Annotated in this window: 15 protein-coding genes; 6 read left to right on the forward strand and 9 right to left on the reverse strand. The window is 33.1% G+C overall.

From position 1 onward, the window contains the following. Positions 1 to 39: 39 nt before the first annotated feature. Together QYS47_RS10960 and QYS47_RS10965 are read right to left on the reverse strand one after the other, a co-directional pair. On the reverse strand, positions 40 to 1,899 hold the full coding sequence (locus tag QYS47_RS10960) for a DNA topoisomerase IV subunit B (RefSeq protein WP_322346111.1): 1,860 nt from the start codon (positions 1,897 to 1,899) through the stop codon (positions 40 to 42). Positions 1,900 to 2,123: 224 nt separating this feature from the next. Next, complete coding sequence (locus QYS47_RS10965) at positions 2,124 to 2,585, reverse strand: hypothetical protein (RefSeq protein WP_302124922.1); 462 nt, start codon at positions 2,583 to 2,585, stop codon at positions 2,124 to 2,126. Positions 2,586 to 2,714: 129 nt separating this feature from the next. On the opposite strand from QYS47_RS10965, the gene QYS47_RS10970 reads away from it, so the two are divergent. Genes QYS47_RS10970 through QYS47_RS10985 form a run of 4 tightly spaced genes read left to right on the forward strand, consistent with a single transcriptional unit; the run spans position 2,715 to position 8,081 of the window. Continuing rightward, the gene (locus QYS47_RS10970; RefSeq protein WP_322346114.1) at positions 2,715 to 3,947 is read left to right on the forward strand and encodes a sterol desaturase family protein; all 1,233 of its coding nucleotides are present in this window, start codon (positions 2,715 to 2,717) and stop codon (positions 3,945 to 3,947) included. A gap of 4 nt (positions 3,948 to 3,951) precedes the next feature. Then, positions 3,952 to 4,332 (forward strand): hypothetical protein, encoded by a 381-nt coding sequence (locus QYS47_RS10975; RefSeq protein ID WP_302124916.1) that lies wholly within the window; start codon positions 3,952 to 3,954, stop codon positions 4,330 to 4,332. A gap of 36 nt (positions 4,333 to 4,368) precedes the next feature. Continuing rightward, the gene (locus QYS47_RS10980) at positions 4,369 to 6,687 is read left to right on the forward strand and encodes a PAS domain S-box protein (RefSeq protein WP_322346116.1); all 2,319 of its coding nucleotides are present in this window, start codon (positions 4,369 to 4,371) and stop codon (positions 6,685 to 6,687) included. A gap of 23 nt (positions 6,688 to 6,710) precedes the next feature. Further along, on the forward strand, positions 6,711 to 8,081 hold the full coding sequence (locus tag QYS47_RS10985; protein WP_322346118.1) for a transglutaminase-like domain-containing protein: 1,371 nt from the start codon (positions 6,711 to 6,713) through the stop codon (positions 8,079 to 8,081). 63 nt (positions 8,082 to 8,144) lie between these two features. On the opposite strand, the gene QYS47_RS10990 is transcribed toward QYS47_RS10985, so the two are convergent. From QYS47_RS10990 to QYS47_RS11015, 6 genes are all read right to left on the reverse strand, one after another. Next, positions 8,145 to 8,426 carry a hypothetical protein gene (locus QYS47_RS10990; protein ID WP_302124907.1) on the reverse strand — a complete coding sequence of 94 codons (282 nt, stop codon included), beginning with the start codon at positions 8,424 to 8,426 and terminating at the stop codon, positions 8,145 to 8,147. A gap of 73 nt (positions 8,427 to 8,499) precedes the next feature. Beyond that, entirely contained in the window at positions 8,500 to 9,267 is a 768-nt protein-coding gene (locus QYS47_RS10995) for a hypothetical protein (protein ID WP_302124906.1), read from the reverse strand. After that, positions 9,267 to 10,424, reverse strand: coding sequence for an alanine racemase (gene alr / locus QYS47_RS11000; protein WP_302124904.1), 1,158 nt, complete (start codon positions 10,422 to 10,424; stop codon positions 9,267 to 9,269). The genes QYS47_RS10995 and alr overlap by 1 nt, the downstream gene beginning before the upstream one ends. Next, the gene (locus QYS47_RS11005; protein WP_322346121.1) at positions 10,418 to 12,412 is read right to left on the reverse strand and encodes a hypothetical protein; all 1,995 of its coding nucleotides are present in this window, start codon (positions 12,410 to 12,412) and stop codon (positions 10,418 to 10,420) included. The genes alr and QYS47_RS11005 overlap by 7 nt, the downstream gene beginning before the upstream one ends. 89 nt (positions 12,413 to 12,501) lie before the next feature. Then, complete coding sequence (locus QYS47_RS11010; RefSeq protein WP_302124898.1) at positions 12,502 to 13,722, reverse strand: ATP-grasp domain-containing protein; 1,221 nt, start codon at positions 13,720 to 13,722, stop codon at positions 12,502 to 12,504. A gap of 163 nt (positions 13,723 to 13,885) precedes the next feature. Further along, positions 13,886 to 16,201: a transglycosylase domain-containing protein gene (locus tag QYS47_RS11015; protein ID WP_322346123.1), complete on the reverse strand. Its 2,316-nt coding sequence runs from the start codon at positions 16,199 to 16,201 to the stop codon at positions 13,886 to 13,888. Between the two features lie 151 nt (positions 16,202 to 16,352). Here QYS47_RS11015 and QYS47_RS11020 point away from each other — a divergent pair, with 151 nt between their 5' ends. Both QYS47_RS11020 and QYS47_RS11025 read left to right on the forward strand, forming a co-directional pair. After that, a complete protein-coding gene (locus QYS47_RS11020) occupies positions 16,353 to 17,219 on the forward strand; it encodes a substrate-binding domain-containing protein (protein ID WP_322346125.1) in 867 nt (288 codons plus the stop codon). Between the two features lie 109 nt (positions 17,220 to 17,328). Further along, entirely contained in the window at positions 17,329 to 17,766 is a 438-nt protein-coding gene (locus tag QYS47_RS11025) for a peptidylprolyl isomerase (RefSeq protein ID WP_322346127.1), read from the forward strand. A 75-nt stretch (positions 17,767 to 17,841) separates the two neighbouring features. Here QYS47_RS11025 and QYS47_RS11030 read toward each other — a convergent pair whose 3' ends face one another. Continuing rightward, the gene (locus tag QYS47_RS11030; RefSeq protein ID WP_322346129.1) at positions 17,842 to 21,957 is read right to left on the reverse strand and encodes a Kelch repeat-containing protein; all 4,116 of its coding nucleotides are present in this window, start codon (positions 21,955 to 21,957) and stop codon (positions 17,842 to 17,844) included. Positions 21,958 to 22,016 lie beyond the last annotated feature (59 nt).

The raw sequence follows: 22,016 nt of genomic DNA on the forward strand, positions 1-22,016 counted from the left end.
CGATATTACTTTAATTTTTTTAAATCTTTAATCTTAGAATTAAGCGTCTGCCAATTCCTCTTCTAAGTCTTTTTCAACTCTTAATTTATCAATGATAAACTGCTGACGCTCCATGGTATTAGTACCCATATAGAAAGTTAAGAGGTCTTTGATTTTGGTTTGGTTGTTTAAAATGATCGGATCAAGTTTGATGTTATCACCAATGAATTCTCCAAATTCCTCAGGAGAAATCTCTCCAAGTCCTTTAAATCGAGTGATCTCTGCCGATTTACCTATCTTTTCAATTGCTTTTCTTCTTTCTTCATCCGAATAGCAATAAATCGTTTCTTTTTTATTTCTAACCCTGAACAATGGAGTATCTAAAATATATAAATGACCTTCTCTTACTAAGTCTGGAAAGAATTGAAGAAAGAAAGTCATCAGCAGCAAACGAATATGCATACCGTCTACATCGGCATCAGTTGCAATAATTACTTTCCTATAACGTAATCCTTCTAATCCTTCTTCAATATTCAAAGCATGTTGTAAGAGGTTGAATTCCTCATTCTCATACACCAATTTCTTGGTTTTGCCATAGCAATTTAAAGGCTTACCTCTCAAACTAAACACGGCCTGAGTTTGCACATCACGTGACTTAGTTATAGAACCTGATGCAGAGTCACCCTCGGTAATGAAAATCATGGTATCATCCTTCTTATCATGCTTATCATTATCATAATGCACTCTACAATCCCTTAATTTTTTGTTATGTAGATTAGCCTTTTTCGCTCTTTCATTAGCAAGCTTTTTAATACCTGCCATGTCCTTACGTTCCCTTTCAGATTGCATGATACGCTTTTGAAGGGCTTCAGCAGTTTGAGGATTTTTATGAAGGAAATCGTCTAATGCTTTCTTTACAAAATCATTGATGAAAGTACGCATAGTTGGACCATCAGGTGCTACATTTTGCGAACCTAACTTTGTTTTAGTTTGGGATTCAAACACTGGCTCTTGAACACGAACTGCAATTGCACCTACAATCGCTTGTCTGATGTCGGAAGGATCATAATTTTTACCATAAAAATCACGAATTGTTCTTACAATCGCTTCTTTGAAAGCCACTAAATGTGTTCCACCTTGCGTAGTATTTTGACCATTAACAAATGAATAATACTCTTCACCGTATTGATTGGCATGTGTCATCGCCATTTCAATATCATCTCCTCTTAAATGAATAATTGGATAACGATTGGTTTCATCATCTGTCTTTCTATCCAATAAATCCTTTAGTCCATTAGCAGAGTGGAATTTTTCACCATTGAAATTAATCGTTAAGCCTGCATTAAGGAATGCATAATTCCACATTTGCTCTTCAAGGAAACCTGGAATAAAATGATAATTCTTAAAAACCGTATCATCTGGCTCAAATGCGATTAAAGTACCATTTCTTTTATTCGATGAATCTACGTTCGCATCATTTTTAATGATCCCTTTCTCAAATTCTGCAACTTTAGTTTGCCCTTCTCTGAATGCCTGAACTTTAAAATAATTAGACAAAGCGTTAACTGCTTTAGTACCTACGCCATTAAGTCCTACAGATTTTTGAAAAGCTCCACTGTCGTATTTACCTCCAGTATTTATTTTAGATACACAATCCACAACTTTACCTAGAGGAATACCTCTACCATAATCACGAACCTCTACTCTTTGATCCGTAATTTTAACTTCAATGGTTTTCCCATATCCCATCATGTGTTCATCAATGGAATTATCAATCACCTCTTTGACCAGAACATAAATACCGTCATCAGGAGATGAACCATCTCCCAATTTTCCTATATACATCCCTGGGCGCATTCTAATATGTTCGCGCCAATCAAGTGATTTTATACTATCCTCATCATATTGTATATCTGCCATCGCAATTATCGGATTGAAAGTTAAAGCTTACTCAAATTTTAAAATTACAAAGCTTTTTTAAATTGTAAAGCTTTTTCCAAGATGCCAAAAGGCAAAAGTTGTATGATTAATTTCCAATATAGATAAAGTCATACATCAAGAACCTCAAAGAAAAGATTTGAATATGAGTAGATTAAAGCTAATGAATTATCAGCTTACTACTGTTGAAAAATATTAGAAAAAATTTATTTATTTCTTCTGAGTATAAAGGGTAACCATAAAACCCAGAAGAAAACTAAAAACATACTAAAAATCACTAAAGGAAGGTAGCCACTTTGGGTTAAGCCTTCTTCATTATTGACGAATATGAATACTGTAAGTATGCTAGCAAAAAACAAATTAAAAGTACCCGCTAAGCTTCTTGCCCATGAGGCTAGAGTATTTCTCGTCCTTTCGTTTTTAAAATAATATTGAGAACCTACAGCCTGACTTTTAATTAAAAATGCTAATGCAACACAGATAAGTACAATTATTAGAGGTATTATTAGTCCTGAATAGAAAAGTGTATTATTACTGAACTGAATTTGATTATCTAACAGCTTGATATTCACGTATGATAGTTCCGCAAAATAGGCATATGTGTAAAATAAAACGGCAGTATAGCCAATACTAGTTACAATTAAAAAAGCTCTTGAAATCCTCTCCATAATTTTAATTTATGAGGCAAAATTAATCGGATTCATGAGTATTTCAGCATTTTTTCAAGGAAGTTTTTATTCAAAATGTTATATTTCGAAATAAAGATGACTTATAGAATATCATTTAACTAGGATCAAATGGATTTTAACCCAATTATATTATCAATTCCTATTTATTTTGCTTTAATAGGGATTGAATTACTCATTCAAGCTATAAAAAGATACAGAATATACAGATTGAATGATGCCATTACAAATATCAGTTGTGGAATTACTCAGCAAGTATCTGGTATTTTTTTCAAGGTGTTGAGCGTGGCTGCTTACCAGTGGGTTTATGAAAACTTCTCATTGTTTGAAATTGCCCCTACCTGGTATAACTTAATCTTATTATTCATTTTAGTCGATTTCTTTTATTATTGGGCTCACAGAAAAAGTCATGAAATCAATCTGTTTTGGGGTGGTCATGTAGTGCATCATCAAAGCGAAGATTATAATTTCTCAGTGGCTTTACGACAAGGATCATTTCAAATCGTATGGACTTTCTTTTTCTACTTCCCATTAGCAATAATAGGATTTGACACAATCAATTTTGTTTTAATGTCTGGTTTGGTTACCGTTTACCAATTCTGGATTCATACTGAAACCATTGGTAAATTAGGCCCTGTAGAATGGATTTTCAATACGCCTTCCCACCATAGAGTACACCATGGGCGAAACCCAAAATATATTGATAAAAATCATGCTGGCGTATTTATTATTTGGGATAAAATGTTTGGTACTTTCCAGGAAGAAGAAGAAAGACCCACTTACGGTATTACAAAACAAACTGCAAGCTGGAATCCTGTTTGGGTAAACTTGCAGCATTATATTGAAATGGCAAAAGGCTTAAAACAAATAAAAGGTTTTAAAAACAAAATGAAGTATGTCTTTTATCCACCGGGTTGGTTACCAAAAGAGATGGGTGGACAGCTACCTATTCCAGAGGTAGATCCTGAACACGATAGGAAATATGATAAAAAAACTTCTGCTTCCTTTAGTTTATATGTATTACTACAATATATCATTGTACTTGGCGGGACTGCGGCCTTCCTTTTTACAGCTAATACATTTGATTTATGGGAACAAATTATCGCTGTATCCTTAATTATATTAGGCGTAACGGGAGCTGGTGTCATATTGGAAGAAAAGAAATATTCATTTGCCTTAGAAGTAATAAGAGTATTGATAACACCAGTTGTTGTGGTATTCGTTTTATTACCTTCCGTTAGCCCACTTATCCAATACTTAATTATGGGCTATGGACTTATTTCATTTGCAGCACTAATTTTTATTAAAAAATCAAATCAAACCATAAAACAAGCTACAACTTAAATCAATGAAAATATTATCTAAACTGTTTTTAGGATTATTTATCATGTCAATTTTATCTTGTGAATCGCTGCCACAACTTGAAGGCATTGATTTGGATGCTTGGAAGCAAGATCAAGACGGATGCAATGAGAACAGAATTAAACAAATTGACTTACTATTAAGCCAGAAAGATAAATTAAAGGGATTGTCACAAAATGAAATGATTGAGCTATTAGGTGTAGCCGATAAGCATCAACTTTACGAGCGTAGTCAAAAATTCTTTATTTATTATTTAGAACCCAATGAAAATTGCTCTAACTACTCAGAGGGTTACCTAAAAGCTTTATATATACGTTTTAATTCACTTGATCAAGCAGTGGATTTCAACATTCAAAAAGTGAAATAATTTCAATCAATTTATCAGGATTCAGTTTTATACAACATGGCCAACTTAAAAAAGAAATTTTACGACTGGAAAATAAGAAATCTAGCCTATTCAATTGGTATTGGTACATTTTTATTAATAGTCGCGATCTATTTAGTATTCACTCAGACTGGCATAGATCAGCAGAGCTTATTAAGGACTAAAACTCTACGGAATTTAGACAATATAAGCATCGGTATTTCTCCACAATATATTCAAGAGAATCAAGAAGCTATCAATACCACAGTTAAAAGGGTTGAAAGAATCCTATTTGCTTATACTAGTGGTGGTGAATTAGGAGAGGAAAAGCTTGATGTAGAAATCAACGATCGATTAAAAAATGAGGTGCAAGAGTTGATTAAATATTGGGCTCCCCTTAAAGAAGATTTATATGCTATTCAAGATGGAACCGCAACCATTGAATCAAGTAAAGAAAGTTTAGAGAAAAAATATACTGCTTTCATAAAAAAACATATAGATGTTAAAGAATTAATAGATGAAATCAACCTTGCAGAAGAGGAAAGTGAGACATTTAATGTAATCTTACTTTTCATATACATCTTCCTACTTGCAGGTTTTCTTTACTGGGTTTTAAAATACTTAATACTAGGCCCTATTTACGAAATTTCCCTTTCGGCAAGAGAGCTGGCTAAAGGAAACTTAAGTAAAAAAATCAATTACCAAAGCAGAAACGAATTGGGATATATTGCTCAAAACATCAACTCAATGGCGGATGTTTTACAAAATGCTACTGAATTCACAACGAAAATTGGTGAGGGTAATTTAGATGCTGAATACAAAGGGCTTAAGGATGATCACGATAACTCTTTGGCTACTTCCCTACTACAAATGAGGTCTAAAATGCAAGAATCTGCTAAGGCGGACAAAGAGCGTAGTTGGGTAAATGAAGGCTTAGCAAAATTTGCTGATATTCTTCGAAATAATAATGACAATATCCAGGAATTGTCTTACCAGATTATTTCTAATCTTGTAAAGTTCATGGAGGTGAATCAAGGTGCACTTTTTGTTCTGACAGAACCTCAGGATGAAAACGAAAAACCTAAAATCAATCTTGAATCCGCTTATGCTTACGAAAGAAGGAAAAGAATTAAAAAGGAAATTGCAATAGGTGAAGGATTGGTCGGTCAATCAGTCCAAGAAGGTGATAAAATTTACCTTACTGAGGTTCCAGATGATTATGTTGAAATTAAATCAGGTTTGGGTGAAACGCTACCAAGATGCGTTTTAATTGTTCCTTTAAAAATCAATGAAGAAATAAAAGGAGTAGTTGAAATAGCTTCTATTCAGCCTATCCCTCAATACAGAATAGACTTTGTAGAGAAGCTAGGAGAAAACATTGCCTCAACATTAGCGAATGCAAGGACCAATGAAAGGACTAAAAAGCTTTTAATTGAATCTCAGGAAATGACAGAGCAGATGCGTTCTCAAGAAGAGGAAATGCGTCAAAATATGGAAGAGATGGAAGCCACTCAAGAAGAAATGGCAAGGGCTCAAAGTGAGATGGCAGATAAAGAAGCTAACCTAAATGCTTTAATCAATAACACCACAGACTCTATCATTTTGATTGATACAGATTATACCATTCTATTAATGAATGATGTAATCAAAAACAGATACAAAGGCACCCAATATGAGAAAATGAAGGAAGGAAGTAATGCATTAGATATGCTGGGAGATGTAAGAGAAGAATGGAAAGGATATTATGACAGGGTATTTAGAGGGGAAATATTATCATTCACCATAAAAAGTAGTGTTAAAGGAGAGGATTCATATCGCCATTATGATATTCATCCTATCAAACAAAAAGATGGTTCAATCACTGGTGCTTCTGTATTCTCACGGGATATTACGAAAGAAAAACAACTGGAAATTCAGCGCGAAGAAAATGCTAAAAAGCTTGCTCAAAGAGAGTATGTATTAGATGGTATGATCAATAATACAGATGATACATATTTTGCTATCAACACTAATTATGAAATATTGGTGGTGAATGATGTATTGAAAAATAGGTTTAAAGATTCTGGAATTGAATTAAAGCCTGGATTAAGCATATTAAGTATTCTACCAAAAGATCAGTTAGAAAAATGGAAAGGTAGATATGATACAGCCCTTGCAGGTGAGAAGTTGAGGATGGAAGAAATAAGAGAACTTTCTTCTGGTAATCTGACTATAGAAACAAGATGCGAGCCTATTTATAATGATAACAAAGAAGTGATTGGAGTTTCTACTGTTTCCAGAGATATCACAGAACTGAAAAAAGCTCAGGAAGAAAAAGCAAAACTTGAAAAGGAATTAGAGAAAATAAAAGGAAAGTAATAATTCATCCTTAAAGAACTAATATGATTAAAATTAAACACTTACTATTTGTCATTTCAGCATTGATATTAGCCTGTCAATCTTCTGAAAAGAATTCAAGTAAAGCATCAAAAACTGAAAATAAAGTAGTCACTAAAGTTGATATAGCAGATATTGAAACGGGTATTAAGGCCTATATTAAAAATAAAACTAAGGAGGCAGACGGTTATTTTCATGTGAAAGATGAAAACAAGGAACTGCGATTAAAACTAGTAAGAGTCCATACTGAGTACCTTTCTAATTTAGGTCCAAATAGACATTTTGCTTGTGTTGATTTAGCCGATGAAAATGGAGATGTTTATGATGTTGATTTCTTTATGGAAGGTAAACCAGGCGCAATGGATGTGACGGAAACAACAGTTCACAAATTGAATGGTAAGCCATTCTACAGCTGGAAGCAAAAAGAGGATAAAACATGGCATAGAGTGCCTATCGAATCCGCCTCAAATGAACTATTAGGAGTAATTGAGGGAGAAGATGAGTTTGAATTCTATTATGAGACTACTCTTCCTAAAATTGAAAATTCAGCCAAGGTATGGATTCCGATTGCGCAATCTGACAAATTTCAAGATATAGAAATTAAAAGCATGCAAATGTATGGTGAAGATCAGATATTGGAAGAGGAAAAATATGGAAATAAAGTTCTGTTTCTTAAACTAGATAAAGTGGATAGTGAAAAGAAAGTAAGAATAAGTTACCACGTGAAGAGAAAAGAAAAAAGTGCTTATGAGGAAAAAGGTACAGATATAAACCAATATCTAAATGAAAACATATTGATGCCAGTAGGAACAGCAAGATTTAAGGAAATTGTAAATGAAGCTACAGCTGGAATGGAAAATGATAATCAATTGATTCAAGCAAGGGCTATCTATGATTATATTATTGATAATATGCGCTATGCTAAAAATATTAAATATGGAACCGGAGATGCTGTTTATGCTTGTGACTCAAAAACTGGTAACTGCACTGAATTTCATTCACTTTTTATTTCTTTGGCTCGAACAGCAAATATTCCCGCTCGATTTGCAATCGGGGCTGGCATTCCATCTGATAGAAATGAAGGTGGAATAAATGGGTACCATTGCTGGGCTGAATTTTATGCTGAAGGAAAATGGTGGCCAGTAGATATTAGTGAAGGAAATAAATACACCGCCTTAGCTACCTATTATTTCGGTAGACATCCAGCAAATAGAATTGAATTTACAAAAGGAAGAGATTTAATTTTTGAACCTTCTCCAAAGTCTAGTCCTGTTAAATTTATGGCATATCCTATATTTGAAGTTGATGGGGAAAGTATAGTAAGCAATGCAAAGTTTAGCTTCCAGCGAATTACAGATAATTCAGAAAAAATTTGAATGTAGGGACATAAAAAAAGCTCGAATCATAATTCGAGCTTTTCTATTTTAACCTTTTAAAAATTATTTTCCAGGGTGCTCACCGCCTCCTGATGGATGTTCTTCCTCTTCACCCTCGCTTGGATGTTCACTCTTAGCTGAATCTTCTTCCATCATTTCTTCTTCTACAACTTCCTCTACTTCTTCAACAGCCTCTTCTGTTTCCTCCATTACTTCTTCAGTAGCTGCATCGTCAGATGCTGATTCTTTTTTCTCACCACCACATGAGATTAATGTAGCAGATAAAAAGAAAATAGCAGCAAGAGCAGTTAAGCTTAGGGATTTAAATGTTTCTTTAGTTTTCATATTAAATAGTTGGTTTTAATTTAAAGCAAGTTAATAATTATTGCGTTTAAAGCAACTGAATACATATTTAAACTCAATGATTCGTTGAATCGTCAACTAAAATCTTATTTAATTCCATTAATTCTTTAACCTGCATTCTATTCCAATATTTAATTCGATTAATTTCATCTATTTGTGTTTCCAGAATTTTATTAATCATTAATAAGTCATCTTGAATCAATTGATGAAATTGATCCATATCAAGGTTTCGTTGATTTATTTCTTCTGAAAGTAAATTCTGCACTTCGATTTGCTTACTTAATTTATTCTCAATCAATTCAAGTTGATTTGTCCGTATTTGAGTATCTCGATAAGACTGATAACCTATGGCAGCTAAAAACAGAAAAAGTAATGCTAAAATAATGTTCGGAATTAATCTATTCGTAGATACTGCTTTTTTAATCTGCTCTTCATCATATTCAACTGGAGATATCACATACTTCTTTGTAGCAAATTGAAAAATCTGTAAAAGTAAGTCACCGTCAGCAATAGTTTGCTGCTGATAATCCTTATAATTTAAATTGCCGATATCTTGTGCATTATCTTCTAAAGGAGTATAGGGTATGGAATAACAAATCCTTTCGTCTTCCAATTTCTTGATAAAAACTATGAGCTGAAAATATTCAGAAAGTGATTTTTGCATGTTACCACCCAATTTAATGTAGGCAGTCTGCAAATAAGTAGAAATATTCAAACAGCTTTTAGTAATGAAAAAAGGTGCGATATCAGAAAGATATAAGACATCTCCTGCCCTTTTTCCTAATTCATTAATAACGCTATTTTCATAATCCGTAAACCTCATTATTTAACGATGGTTCTTGGTATTGCAGCAGGTAACCTACTTAACATTTCATTATTGAGTAATTGAGTACTATTGGTAAAGCTACTTACATTAATCACATTATTTTTTTGTCTGCCGATTAAAACTACCTCATCCCCTACATTAGCATCAGGAATATGGGTGATATCAACCATAAAAAGATTCATATTAATTAAACCTACAATGGGTGCCTTTTTCCCACTAATTAAAACATATCCTCTATTAGATAACGCTCTCGGATACCCATTTGAATATCCTAAAGGAATAACTGCAATATTCATTTTATGGCTAGCTTGGAAAGCAGTACCGTACCCTATGAAATCTCCTTCAGGTACTTCCCGGATATCCATTATGTCTGTTTTCCACGAAAATATGCGTTTCAAGGAAGCATCTGACTTTTTACCATTCTCATTTAAATATTGATAATAGATTTCTGGGCTCGGCCAAAAACCATATTGAGCAACTCCAACTCTTATCAGATCATAAACTGTATCAGGCATTGCTAAAGCCGCTGCTGAACATGCAATATGTCTAATATTAGGTTCAGTCTTTTTGTCCTTACATATCTTTAAAAATTCTTTATAACGTTTCTTTTGTTTATCGATTTTAAATTGATTGCTTTGGCTTTCTGCTCCCCCTAAGTGTGTACAAAGACCTTGAAAAAACAAATGATCTTCATTTTTCTTCAGAAATGATAGTGCTTTGGGGAATTCATTTTTGTGCATTCCCGTTCTGTTCGATCCGGTCTCAACTTCAATGTGCACCTTAGCTTTCTTTCCCACTTTTTTGGCTGCTTCTAAAGCTCTAGGCAGCCTTTCAAAATTATAAACAAAAAATTCTATATCATGCTCTATAGCCCAAGAAAGATCTTCTTCATAGATAATACCCATTATCATAATGGTACTTTTACCATCTGTTGCTTCTAATACTTCCTCTGCCTCAAAAGATGAAGCAACTGAAAAATGTCGAACCCCACATTTTTCAGCCATTTTAACAAATTGATGAATACCATGTCCATAGGCATTAGCTTTCACTACCGATGAAAATATAACATCATTACCTACTATCTTTTTAATGAAATTAATATTGGCTGTTAAAGACGATTGTTTTAATTCTATTCTTGAAGAGTGTTTTACCATTGTTTTGGAGTTTCTAGCCAAGTATATGATTTTCCCCAGCTTTCTTTAGCTAATCTTTTTACTTTTAAAACTTCATTTTCGGGTACATTACCCACTTTAGCCCCTACTTCTAAAGTGTTATAATGAAAAGCATAAGTTCGTGCAGCAAACTCATGAATAGGAAGTGAAGATTCACCATGTTGCTCTCCATTTCCATATACAGAAGGCCTAATATTCTGCCCCCAGTTTTGACGGCCTTCATTATTTGGATTTAAAAAATAAGCTCTCATTTCTCCTTCAGGATCTTCATCCACCCTTAGTAGGGATACAGCATGAAAACCTAACATTTCTCCTTTAGATGATGTTATGAAGATTCCCACCGGATTTGGATATATTAGTTTATGCCCTCCATTGTATTCGGGATGACACATGGCATAAAATACCTTTGTAAAACCATTAAAATCTAATATTGAATTACTTAGGTAATCATAAGCTGATGCAAAACCAATTTGAATCCATTGACCATATAAAGCTGGATTTACCCATTTATGTGGGTCTTCTCCTCTACCTGATGCTCTTACCATCATTTCATTATAGATTCTGTCTAGCATAGGTACAATGGTTACTGAAACAGCATCCAAATTATGATCCAATTTTTGCACTAAGCCTTGTGCTGTTGTAGAAGCTTTTATCTCTTTATCTTCAAAGCGAAAGCTTAAATCATTATGAGTAGCTGCAATTTGAATCATATTGATCAATTTGGCTGGTGAGTGCTGGCTCCACATACTAATTCCTCTAGCACTTTGGCAAGTTGGGTTATTTCCCTGCCCCACACCCAATGGCTGTCCTAAAATTCTAAATAATGCTCCAATTAAATATTGCCTTGCTGAAACATCATGATGCGGATTATTGGTTGATTTTAAAATTCTTTCTTCTACTTTAGGATGAATTTTGATGGTCCGCATATTATCTATACTAGAGCGTACTGCCTGTCTTGAAAAAATTCCTTTTTCTAACATTTTTGCCAATCCATAAATACATTGTGCATTGTATCGGTGAATTATTTCAAGGATAAGTGTTGAAATAAAATCTTGATATTCATTCCATTTTACTTCTCCTGTGGGATTGAGACCCAGGCAAACGGGCACTATAGAAAAATGCTCATTTTTGATAAGATGTAATAATAAAACTGCATGATATTGGCTCACTAAGCCATACAATAACATAGCATTACTCATATCCTGTGATTCAGAATATAATTCTGAATTTGACATTTCGCTTAATGAATTTTCATATTCATCTGCAGTCTTGTTTTCAGTGTTTTTAGTAGGTCTATAGATACATCTCTGAAATTGCAAAAGCTTCTGGTCTTCCTTCCTATTAGGATTGAGCTCAATTTTTTCTTTCACTAAAGCAATAATTCGCCTTTGATTTTCAGTAACCACTGGTCTTTGTTCACATATTAAAGTGAGTTCTTCCGTTAATTTCTCTTTGATACTATCCAGATTAGTTTTGGAAGAAAGGAATACGAAGAGTTCATGGACTTTGGTAAGTTCTACTTCATCCATATTCAACCTTGTTTCTTCTTTTGGTTCTTTAAAAACGAACTCCAGATTGCCTACAAAAACCTCTTGAATATAATTTTCTGCCTCATCGGTTTTAACTGATTTGTGATCATATTTACCTTCCGCAATAGCCAACATTCTAAGTTCACTTAATATTTCAATAGTGGAATTAGGATGACCGCTTTTCAAGGTTCCATTTACTAAAGTGGGGACCAATTTTGAAGGATCTTCCCAGCTGCTTTTAGCAAATATTCCAGCTTTTGAAAGATCGGTAATATTATCATATAAAAAAGCAATGCCATTCTGATCAGCCGCAAGTAAATCTACTTGTGACATAAGCTTTTGCGCTTTATCCGCTTTGGTTAAAGAAGTAGCAGAAATAAGCTCCTTAAAAAGCTCGTTGAACCTCTGATGGCTTTGTTCAATACTTAAAGTATTTGACATGTATTCGTTTATTTTTAAATAAAAAGAAAGGTGAAATAACACCTTTCTTTAATAAAGGATGAATCTTTAATAGTTTAAGCCTAACCGAATTAATGATAAAAATCTACATCTTCATAATGTAATAATAGTTCGGTCATTCTATCAGGATCTTCACCTTTGAAATTTACTGTACCAAAATGATTCCCAAAACCATTTCGATCGTTTATTTTTTGAGTTGTCATTGGAGGTACTAAATTATGATCTAAGAAATACGGTTCCTCTTTCAATTCTTCCGGTATTTCCAATTTCGAAATTTGATTTTTATGAGGATAAATCATCACATTTCCATAGAAATTTTTCGGCCTTGCATCTGGTGCAGGTAAAATCTCATGTAGCTCTTCCTCGGATAAATTAGGATCATGACATAACACAAAAGCTGCTAATGCATCAAAGTCATAAGCTTTTCCTGCTAATTCTAATATATGGCCTCCAGGGATTCTACAAGCCACCTCTCCAAAACTAAGGGTATCATCTTCCGTCAAGAACCATTCAGGGTGAATCATACCATATTCTATTCCAAAAATATCTACTAGTTTTTGCATCTCCTGCATGATTCGATCACGCTTTGTATGCAGATAATTTCCTTCAGGAATAAAATTTGAATACCCTAATTTCACATATTCAGTAATATTTAGAAATCTAATTTTACCCTTATGGACAAAAGCCTCACATGAAAACTCTCTGCCGGGTAAATGTGATTCTGCAAGGCATGGGAAATCATCGTCCTCACATTTATCTTCAATATCCTGCATGCTCCTTAACAAACGGTGACCAACAGTACCAGCAGAAGCAAAAGGTTTAATATGAACCCAGCTATCTTCCTCTCCATCGATTTGAAGGTTAGCCTGATTCAACCTTTTCATAAAGTCTTTTACCCCTTCTTTATTATAAACCTCTTCAAATAAGCCTACCCTAAGACCGCCAATTAATGCCTTACGTTTCATCATAGCCTTATTTCTGAATAGAAAAGCTCTATTTAATACTCTTGGATCATCTCTAAAAATAGAATTTAAAGCACCTGCCCATTCAACTGTCTCTTCAAAAAGAGGAACAGCAACATCTACATCATAGGGTTTTAATTTTTCTAATAAATCTAAGGAGTTTGAGGTATCACTCCACTCATCTAATTGATAAGGGACAAAGGGTATATTATTTTCTTTGGCATAATCTTCAAAATCTGGAAATGATACCACTACATAAGGTTTATTGAGTTTTTGCATACTCTCGATTACGGGTAAACTCCAACCCATTAGTGCAAAACATTTAGCCATTTTCTTCTTATTTTAGTTTGATTTTTCTTTCCCTTATGTTAACAAAATAGCGAAGAAAAACAAGCTGTATTGCACTTTATTCAGGATTAATAAGAATCCTACAAGATTATAACGTTATATGTCAAAACTTAAACATCTGATTTCTATTTTATAATCAGTTTGGCTATTCATCTTTATTAAATAGCTTTTTTATCCTTTTAAATAACCCATCCTTTTTCTTTCCTGCTTCATCAAACTTTTCAGTTTTTTCTTTATCCGGATTATTAAAAAGTTTCTTGATAAAACCGTCCTCCTTAATAGGTTGGCAATCCATTTTTCTTTTGGCTTTATCACTAAGTTCATCAAATCGACTTCTAGTATATTTATTTAATGCTTTATCCTGATTGAGTTTTTCAAGCCAAAGACCAAAAATAGGTAAAGCCGAATTTGCACCTTGCCCTATGGCTGTACTTTTAAAACCAATATTTCCATTATCAGAACCTGTCCAGCTAACAGTTACTAAATTAGGCAATAGCCCTACAAACCAACCATCTTTATTATTTTGAGTTGTTCCAGTTTTACCTGCTATATCATTTTTGAGTTTATACTTCCATCTTAATCGAGATGCTGTACCGGAATTAACCACTTCTTGCATCATCTTAAGCATCATTTCTTGATGTAAAGCTGAAAAAGCAATTTCTGCCTGATTTGAACCTTTATGCTCATATAGTACATCTCCAGAGGCACTTTCAATTCTGTTAATGAAGTAGGGTTCTACTGATTTACCATTATTTAAAAATGAGGTGTAGGCAGTAGCTAATTCCAACATACTAAGTTCAGCTGTTCCTAAAGCTAATGAGGCCACCTCCGGTAATTCTGAATTTATACCTAAATCCTCTGCAAAATCAATAACTCTAGAAATGCCCACTTCCTCCATAATTTTTACAGACACAGTATTCATTGATTTCCTAAGTGCCTCTTGCATAGTCACATTGATGTGGGTATAATCCTCATTATCACTATTTGTGGGTTTCCAACCTTCCAGATTTTCGTAAGCTACTGCTTGAGCAGGGAAATAATCACAGGGATCAACTCCGTTTTCAAGGGCTGCCATATAAACTATGGGTTTAAAAGTAGAACCCACCTGCCTTCTACTTTGAGCAACATGATCATATTTAAAATACTCATAATCTATTCCTCCTATCCAAGTTTTGACAGCTCCTGAACCAGGCTCCATAGCGACAAAGCCAGATTGAAGTGTTTTCAAGGCTAACTGAATACTATCAATAACACTCATGGTTTTTACTTCACTACCTGACCAGTCAAAGAACTGCATTTTCTTTTTCTCATTCAGAATCTTTTCAATCTCAGCTTCCGATTTACCCTGGATTTTCAATGCTTTATAATGATGAGTTCTTTTTATGATCTCTTCATAGATTGCCTTTTTCTTCCATGGAGCTTGATTTCCCCAATTCGTTTCAAAGGACTTTTGCAAAGCTTTCATATGAGATTTCATGGCAGCCTCAGCATAAATCTGCATATCCTTATTGAGAGTCGTAAATATCTTTAATCCATCTCCGTAAATATCAATCTCTTCGCCCGTTTCAGATTCATATTCATCTGCCCATTTTACTAGCTTCTTTCTGATTTGTTCACGAAAATACGGAGCGACGCCTTGATCAGCTTTCATAGGAGTATAATCCAATTCAATCGCTCCTGACTTTGCAGATTTATATTCTTTTTCGCTTATTTTCTCATATTTTCTCATCTGAGAAAGCACTATATCTCTTCTGTTAATACTATTTTCTGGAAATATTCTGGGATTATAGGTATAAGTAGCTTTTAAGCTACCCACCAAAATAGCGGCTTCGTCTAAGTCAAGTTTATTGACAGGTTTATTGAAGAAAGTTCTGGCTGCTGCTTCAATCCCAAAAGTATTATCAGGAAAGCTTACAGTGTTAAGGTATAATGTTAATAATTCCTCTTTTGAATAGATGGACTCTAGTTTTTGAGCAATTAAAGCTTCCTTAATTTTGATAATTAGTAATTCAAACTTATTGGAATACTCTCTAGGAAACAGATTTTTTACGAGTTGCTGAGAAAGAGTGCTACCGCCCCCACCCGATCGATCCTGAAGAATCACTGTCTTAACCAACACACGGACTAAACTTCTGTAATCAATACCAGAATGCTCAAAAAACCGAACATCTTCAGTGGCTACTAAAGCATCTACTAAATGCTTTGTGAGATCCTCATATGCAACATTCGATCGATAAGTTCTGTATAAGAACCCTATATTTTCGCCTGAATCAGATAATAATGCCGTTGCTTGGGAGTTTTCAATATTAGAAAGCGTTTTTTCGGTAGGTAATTCTCCAAAAAGTCCTGCTTTAATACTATAGAAAAAACCTATCAGAAAAATTATTCCAACAATAGATACTTTTAGGAAAAAGCTGATTAATTTCTTCTTAAAGGACTTCTTTCTCTTCTTTTTAGGCATTAGCTGTAATTTTCCTGCGAAGAACGGAAAATCTTAGTAAAAAGTGTAATAATTCATATCAAAGCTATAAATATTAAACAAAAGCAAAGCAAATCCATTAATCAAAAGGATAAAGATTGTATGTTTGTACACCCAAAAAAGTGATAAAATAGTGAGTAAGAAAATAAGAATTGGTGGAGTACCGGAACACTATAACACCCCTATTCATTTAGCAATTGAATCAGGAGCTATTGAAAATGAAGGGATCGATATTGAATGGAAAACATTTGAAGGAGGTACTGGAGAAATGCGAGAGGCGCTAATCAATGACGAAATTGACATTTGCGCTATCCTTACCGAAGGTATTGTAAGTGGTATATTATCAGGAGTTCCTGCTAAAATAATTAGTGGATATGTTAAAAGCCCTTTAATTTGGGGGATACACAGCGGAATAGATAACCCTATTAAAGATCATAAGGAAATTTACGATAAGCAATATGCGATTAGTAGAATTGGTTCAGGTTCACACCTAATGGCAATAGTGGATGCACTAAATAATGATAAAGAAATTGATCCTTCTCAATTTCATATTATCAATAATCTTAAAGGAGCTTTACAATCATTAAATGATTTAGAGACTGATGTTTTCTATTGGGAAAAGTATACTACCAAACCTTATGTTGAAAGTGGAGAAATCAAAAGGATTGGCGAATATGTAACACCATGGCCATGTTTTGTATTAGCAGCACATACTAACATCATTAATACAAGACCAAAAGATATTTCTCGCGTATTAAGACAAATTCAAAAAAGCTCCGCTCAATTCATGGAGAATGAAGAAGCTGTGGACATAGTCAGTAAAAGATTTAACATCAAAAAAGAAGATGCTGCTAAATGGTATCATGCCACTGAATGGGCTACCGATGGCTGGGTCAGTAATAAAATGCTTAAAAATGTAGTCTATACTTTAAAAGAGGCTAATATTATTGAAGAAATGGCGGATACTCAGCAACTTGTTTGGCAAAGAAATAGTATTTAAAATAGTTCTAAGTATTAGATATTAAGTAATTGGATTTTTAGAATCATCAAATATTGAGGCTGAAATAACTTATTACCAATAACTAAAAACATATAACAAAATAAATAAGATGAGTAAAGGAGAAATCGTAACCAACAAAGGCACATTAAAAATTGAATTTTATGATGATGCTACCCCAAACACCGTGAAAAACTTTCACAAATTAGCGAAAGAAGGTTTTTATGATGGCTTAACTTTCCATAGAGTAATTCCTGACTTTGTAGTACAAGGTGGATGCCCTGATGGAACGGGTGCTGGCGGACCAGGATATAGCATTGACTGTGAAACGGATGGTGATAAGCAATTTCATGAGAAAGGCGTTTTATCAATGGCTCATGCTGGAAAAAACACGGGCGGATCTCAATTCTTCATTTGCCATAATAGACAAAACACTCAACATTTAGATGGCAGACATACCGCTTTTGGTAAAGTATATGAAGGATTGGGTATCATAGATGATATTCGTCAAGGAGACGTAATGGAGAAAGTGACTATTATTGAAGAATAAAATCTACAATCCATTTTATAAAAAAACCTCTGAATATTAGTTCAGAGGCTTTTTTTATAAGATATAATTTAAGAATTATCGCTTTATCAGCTTTTTGGTTGTTTCTCCCTGATTAGTTTTAAATCTTACAAAGTATAAACCAGGGGCAAGATTAGAAAGGTCTATCCTATCATTAGACTTCACAGTTTTTACAAACTTCCCATTAACATTGAGAACCTGAATTTGCTTTAAAATTATATTTTCTCCTAAGCTAAAATTCACGAATTCATTAGCCGGATTTGGATAAATACTGATTTCAGCATCTAAATACGGATTTACAGATAAAACTGCATTTTCAGTTGATAAAGTATCTGAAGGAATCGAATATCTATATTCATATAATGTAGTATCAGAAAAAACCCGCTCTACCTTTAACATAGCTTTCAAATAATATTGATAGTTTGCATTTAAATCAGCAGATTGGTCTTCATAGCTTAAATTTTCTTCTTCAATCTCATACTGAGAAGTGCTAACCGAATCTAATTTTATAAATGCAGTATCTTGCTCTGATTTTCTGTAGACTAAATAATGATTTTCATGTTCGGATTTATCTTCAAAAATAATTTCATAATAACCCGCTGTCTCATGAATGTTAACTTTATCAATCATTGGACTATTTAAATAGGTTCTGGCTCTATCATTCCACCATGCAGATGCTGAACCATATTCATTTTTCACATATAAATCAACAGCTGGATTTGAATTCTCTTCTAATCCTGCATAAAAAAATGAAGTATCTGCTAAATTAAGGTTATATTTCCTTGCATTATAATCAATAAAAACAAGTGAATCAACTGGAATTAGTGTTGTATCAATGGGATCCCAGGTATATAAAATTTCAGAAGAAGAAATTGCTTTTGAAGAAAACCCTGTTGGTCTATTTGGTCTTCCTTGTTTTGTTCTAAAAAAAGTCTTCAAGGAATTACCTTCAGTCCCGTCTTTCATTGAAAATAAAGTAACCGTAAATAATTTCTCTGCTGGAAGTGAATTAACCGTAAGAAAATTAGTATTCTGAGCTAGTGTATCAGAATAGTAGATACTATCAAAACTTTCAATCTCTATGTAATAATTATCCTCGTTTGGTGAATCAATCCATGACAATTTCACCCCTTCAATACCTATGCTGTCCGCCTTTAAGTTAACAGCTGGTAAGATTGCATCTTCATCTTTATAGTATAGTGATTCAGTTTCTCTGTACCATTTCTGATCTGTAGAATTATATCTACTACGCCCCAAAGATAATCCATAGAATAATTTATCATTATATGTAAAAGCATAAGCCGAATTGTTCTGTGGAATAGGCAAATATTCAATTTTTGTCAAATATGGTTTAGTATTAACATTCAATTCATCAATAGAATTATTATTTAAGTGAATTAATTTATCATCAAAAACTACTGATAACTGTGTGAAGAATCTGGATTCATAATTAATAAAAACATCTTCAATTGAAATTTCTTTTGTACTGAAATTATAAGAAATCCTTCCTGCGTTTTCTGTAAAAAATATCAGAGAATCATTTGAATGTGTAATATAGGTTGGATAGACATATTGCTCATCATATTCATTCTTATCCCATGATTCTGAATTTATATCATAATTAGCTATTTCTAAATACCCTCCTGGGTTTTGCATGATTAAAAAAATCTTATCATCAACAACATGTGAAATTCTAACTTCATAGTCTTCATATGGCATGTCAAGACTGGTATCCCATTTATTCTCATTTACATTATATCTATAAATAGTGGAATAATAATCGTAATTATAATTTTGTGCGCCCCATCCATAAATAATATCCTGATGATAAATTACATCATTAAATCTCATCAATGAATCTGCAGGTAAATCATTAAGCTTTTTGAGAGTACTATCATATAAATTATATCTATGAAGCTTTTTAGAGGATACTGAAAGAAAATAAATAGAACTATCATTAATTAACTTATACTCGTTGGTAATCAAACCCATTGAATCAAGTATTGATTCTAAACCATCTCCGTTATATTTCTTCCAGACGCCCATATTTACTGCTTTTGCAGTAATTTCATTACTAGCTTTTGAAGTATTATTATCATTAAAATTATATACACGATAGGTATATGAATTACCAGACTCAACTTTTTCATCAAAATATTTCCATGAATCCTCGCTTAAGGTATCATACAAAATAAATTCACCATTATTAACTTTACGTTCAATTATCACTCCCTCCTTTATTCTACTTCTATTATCAAATTCTAATCCAATTGTATTTTCACTAGTGTAATTCAATTTTAGCGAGTTAGGAGATAATAAAGGAGTGAAAACTGATATGACATTAGAGGTATCTGCCCCATATAGATTTGATACTATCAACCTTACCTTTATTGAATCAAGCTCACTGCTGGTATTAAAACCAGTAAAATAAGTAGTTCTTAGGGTATCACTATTTCCGAAAGTACTATCATTTTCGAATTTATATTGTAAGACAAAATACTGTCTATTTTTAATTCCTTTCGTATCTAAATTTACATCGATAGAACTTGAATAAACATCAAAACTACGTAATTTCAAACTGTCAATAGAAGGCTTTAGTGAATCTAGATTTACAATAAATTCATTTGAAAAATCAGATGCAATTCTTTTTCCTTCATCATCAATCAATTTCACTCTATATTTAAGTTCAGAAACAACTGAATCTTCCTGATCAATAAAACTAAAAGCGGTAGTATTTCTGCTTTGAAGTAAATATTGACTAGTATCAATTATTTGATAATCTTGGTTATTTACACTTTTCTCAATAATCACTTTTTCACTATTATCAAAATTATAAATTTCAAGTTCTCTTTCCTTGAAATCATCAGAACTATTGAATGCAAGAATTTCAGGAGTGTTAATTTTGCCCTCTCTAAAAATTGGATAAAAACTTAGTTCATTTGAGGTACTAGTTACCCCTTTCCTATTTGCAGCAATCTTTACATAATGGATTGTATTAGGATCAAGTAAATAATTGTAAATTTTTGTTGAAGTTTTAAATGACTCAACCGTTCCAATACTTCTATAACTTTCATTATCTTCTTTTGATAAATAAATTATATAATTATCAAATTCTTCCTTTTCATTATTTTCCCAGTATAAAATATTAAACTCTTCTACACCATCCCAAGTAGGAATTGTTTCAGTTAAGGTAGGAGCCTTTGGTGGATCTATAGTTATTGTCACTAATTTTTGAAAGCTATTTTGATAAATAGGATCAAAAATGTTTCCTGTAGCTCCTAATCCTGATATGACTTCACCATTTATCTGAAATACTATAGGATCATCTCTGTCATCTGTAAAATAATACTCTTCACTTGAAACAGAAAAATCAGTGACATCTATAATTACTTCTTTATTAGTTGATGCTGCTTTTAAAACATGAACTAGGTTATTTTCATCAACATAAACTGTATTATCCATTAAACTACTTAAATTAATATCATAACCTAATTCTTCTGTCCATGTATCAGTAGTAGGATCATATGAAAGAATATCTTGATAGTTAAAAGTCCCACTACTGTATTCTACCCCTGAACTAATATAACCCTTGCCATTAACATTGAACCCGATCGCACCTGTACGTTTGAACTCATCACCTACGCCTGAAATCGAGACCCATTGATCATTATGGTCGTCATACTTATAAAAATCACTTAATTGACCAGAGCTTCCAGAACCTAGCCCTACGTATCCTTTATTATTGATAACGAAACTTGAAGCAGAGCTTCTTACATTCGGCATACTAGCTACACTCTCCCAAGAGCCAGTATTTGGGTCATATTTATAAAAATCAGCATATGAATTACTATCATCACCACCGGTTCCTACATAAGCTTTACCATTTACAACAAATGCAACAGCTGAACTTCTTGCTGCACCAGGAAAATCTGAAATAGGAGTCCACAGATCATTTTGGATATCGTATTTGTAAAAATCCTTCTTATAATAGTTGTAGGTGTCTCTTTCCACACCTAAACCTACATAAGCTGTATCCCCAATAACAAATTGTACCGCACTCGTTCGCCCATCACCAGGGAATGATGCAATAGACTGCCATTCTTGAACTTGTGCTTGAACATGATTAAAAATGGTAATAGTTGAAAGTAATATGGTAAGTAAAGTTATCTTCATATGTAAATAATTTCAAACGCCAATGATAGTTATTAATTATTAGAAGAAAAATAGATTAA

It is taken from the genome of Marivirga arenosa, assembly GCF_030503875.2.
Lineage (GTDB): Bacteria > Bacteroidota > Bacteroidia > Cytophagales > Cyclobacteriaceae > Marivirga > Marivirga arenosa.

Coding starts and splice junctions, on each gene's coding strand:
- QYS47_RS10990 (WP_302124907.1), bottom strand. CDS start 8,426: ATGAAAACTAAAGAAACATTTAAATCCCTAAGCTTAACTGCTCTTGCT.
- QYS47_RS11005 (WP_322346121.1), bottom strand. CDS start 12,412: ATGTCAAATACTTTAAGTATTGAACAAAGCCATCAGAGGTTCAACGAG.
- QYS47_RS11015 (WP_322346123.1), bottom strand. CDS start 16,201: ATGCCTAAAAAGAAGAGAAAGAAGTCCTTTAAGAAGAAATTAATCAGC.
- QYS47_RS10975 (WP_302124916.1), top strand. CDS start 3,952: ATGAAAATATTATCTAAACTGTTTTTAGGATTATTTATCATGTCAATT.
- QYS47_RS10970 (WP_322346114.1), top strand. CDS start 2,715: ATGGATTTTAACCCAATTATATTATCAATTCCTATTTATTTTGCTTTA.
- QYS47_RS11030 (WP_322346129.1), bottom strand. CDS start 21,957: ATGAAGATAACTTTACTTACCATATTACTTTCAACTATTACCATTTTT.
- QYS47_RS10960 (WP_322346111.1), bottom strand. CDS start 1,899: ATGGCAGATATACAATATGATGAGGATAGTATAAAATCACTTGATTGG.
- QYS47_RS10965 (WP_302124922.1), bottom strand. CDS start 2,585: ATGGAGAGGATTTCAAGAGCTTTTTTAATTGTAACTAGTATTGGCTAT.
- QYS47_RS10995 (WP_302124906.1), bottom strand. CDS start 9,267: ATGAGGTTTACGGATTATGAAAATAGCGTTATTAATGAATTAGGAAAA.
- alr (WP_302124904.1), bottom strand. CDS start 10,424: ATGGTAAAACACTCTTCAAGAATAGAATTAAAACAATCGTCTTTAACA.
- QYS47_RS10980 (WP_322346116.1), top strand. CDS start 4,369: ATGGCCAACTTAAAAAAGAAATTTTACGACTGGAAAATAAGAAATCTA.
- QYS47_RS11025 (WP_322346127.1), top strand. CDS start 17,329: ATGAGTAAAGGAGAAATCGTAACCAACAAAGGCACATTAAAAATTGAA.
- QYS47_RS10985 (WP_322346118.1), top strand. CDS start 6,711: ATGATTAAAATTAAACACTTACTATTTGTCATTTCAGCATTGATATTA.
- QYS47_RS11010 (WP_302124898.1), bottom strand. CDS start 13,722: ATGGCTAAATGTTTTGCACTAATGGGTTGGAGTTTACCCGTAATCGAG.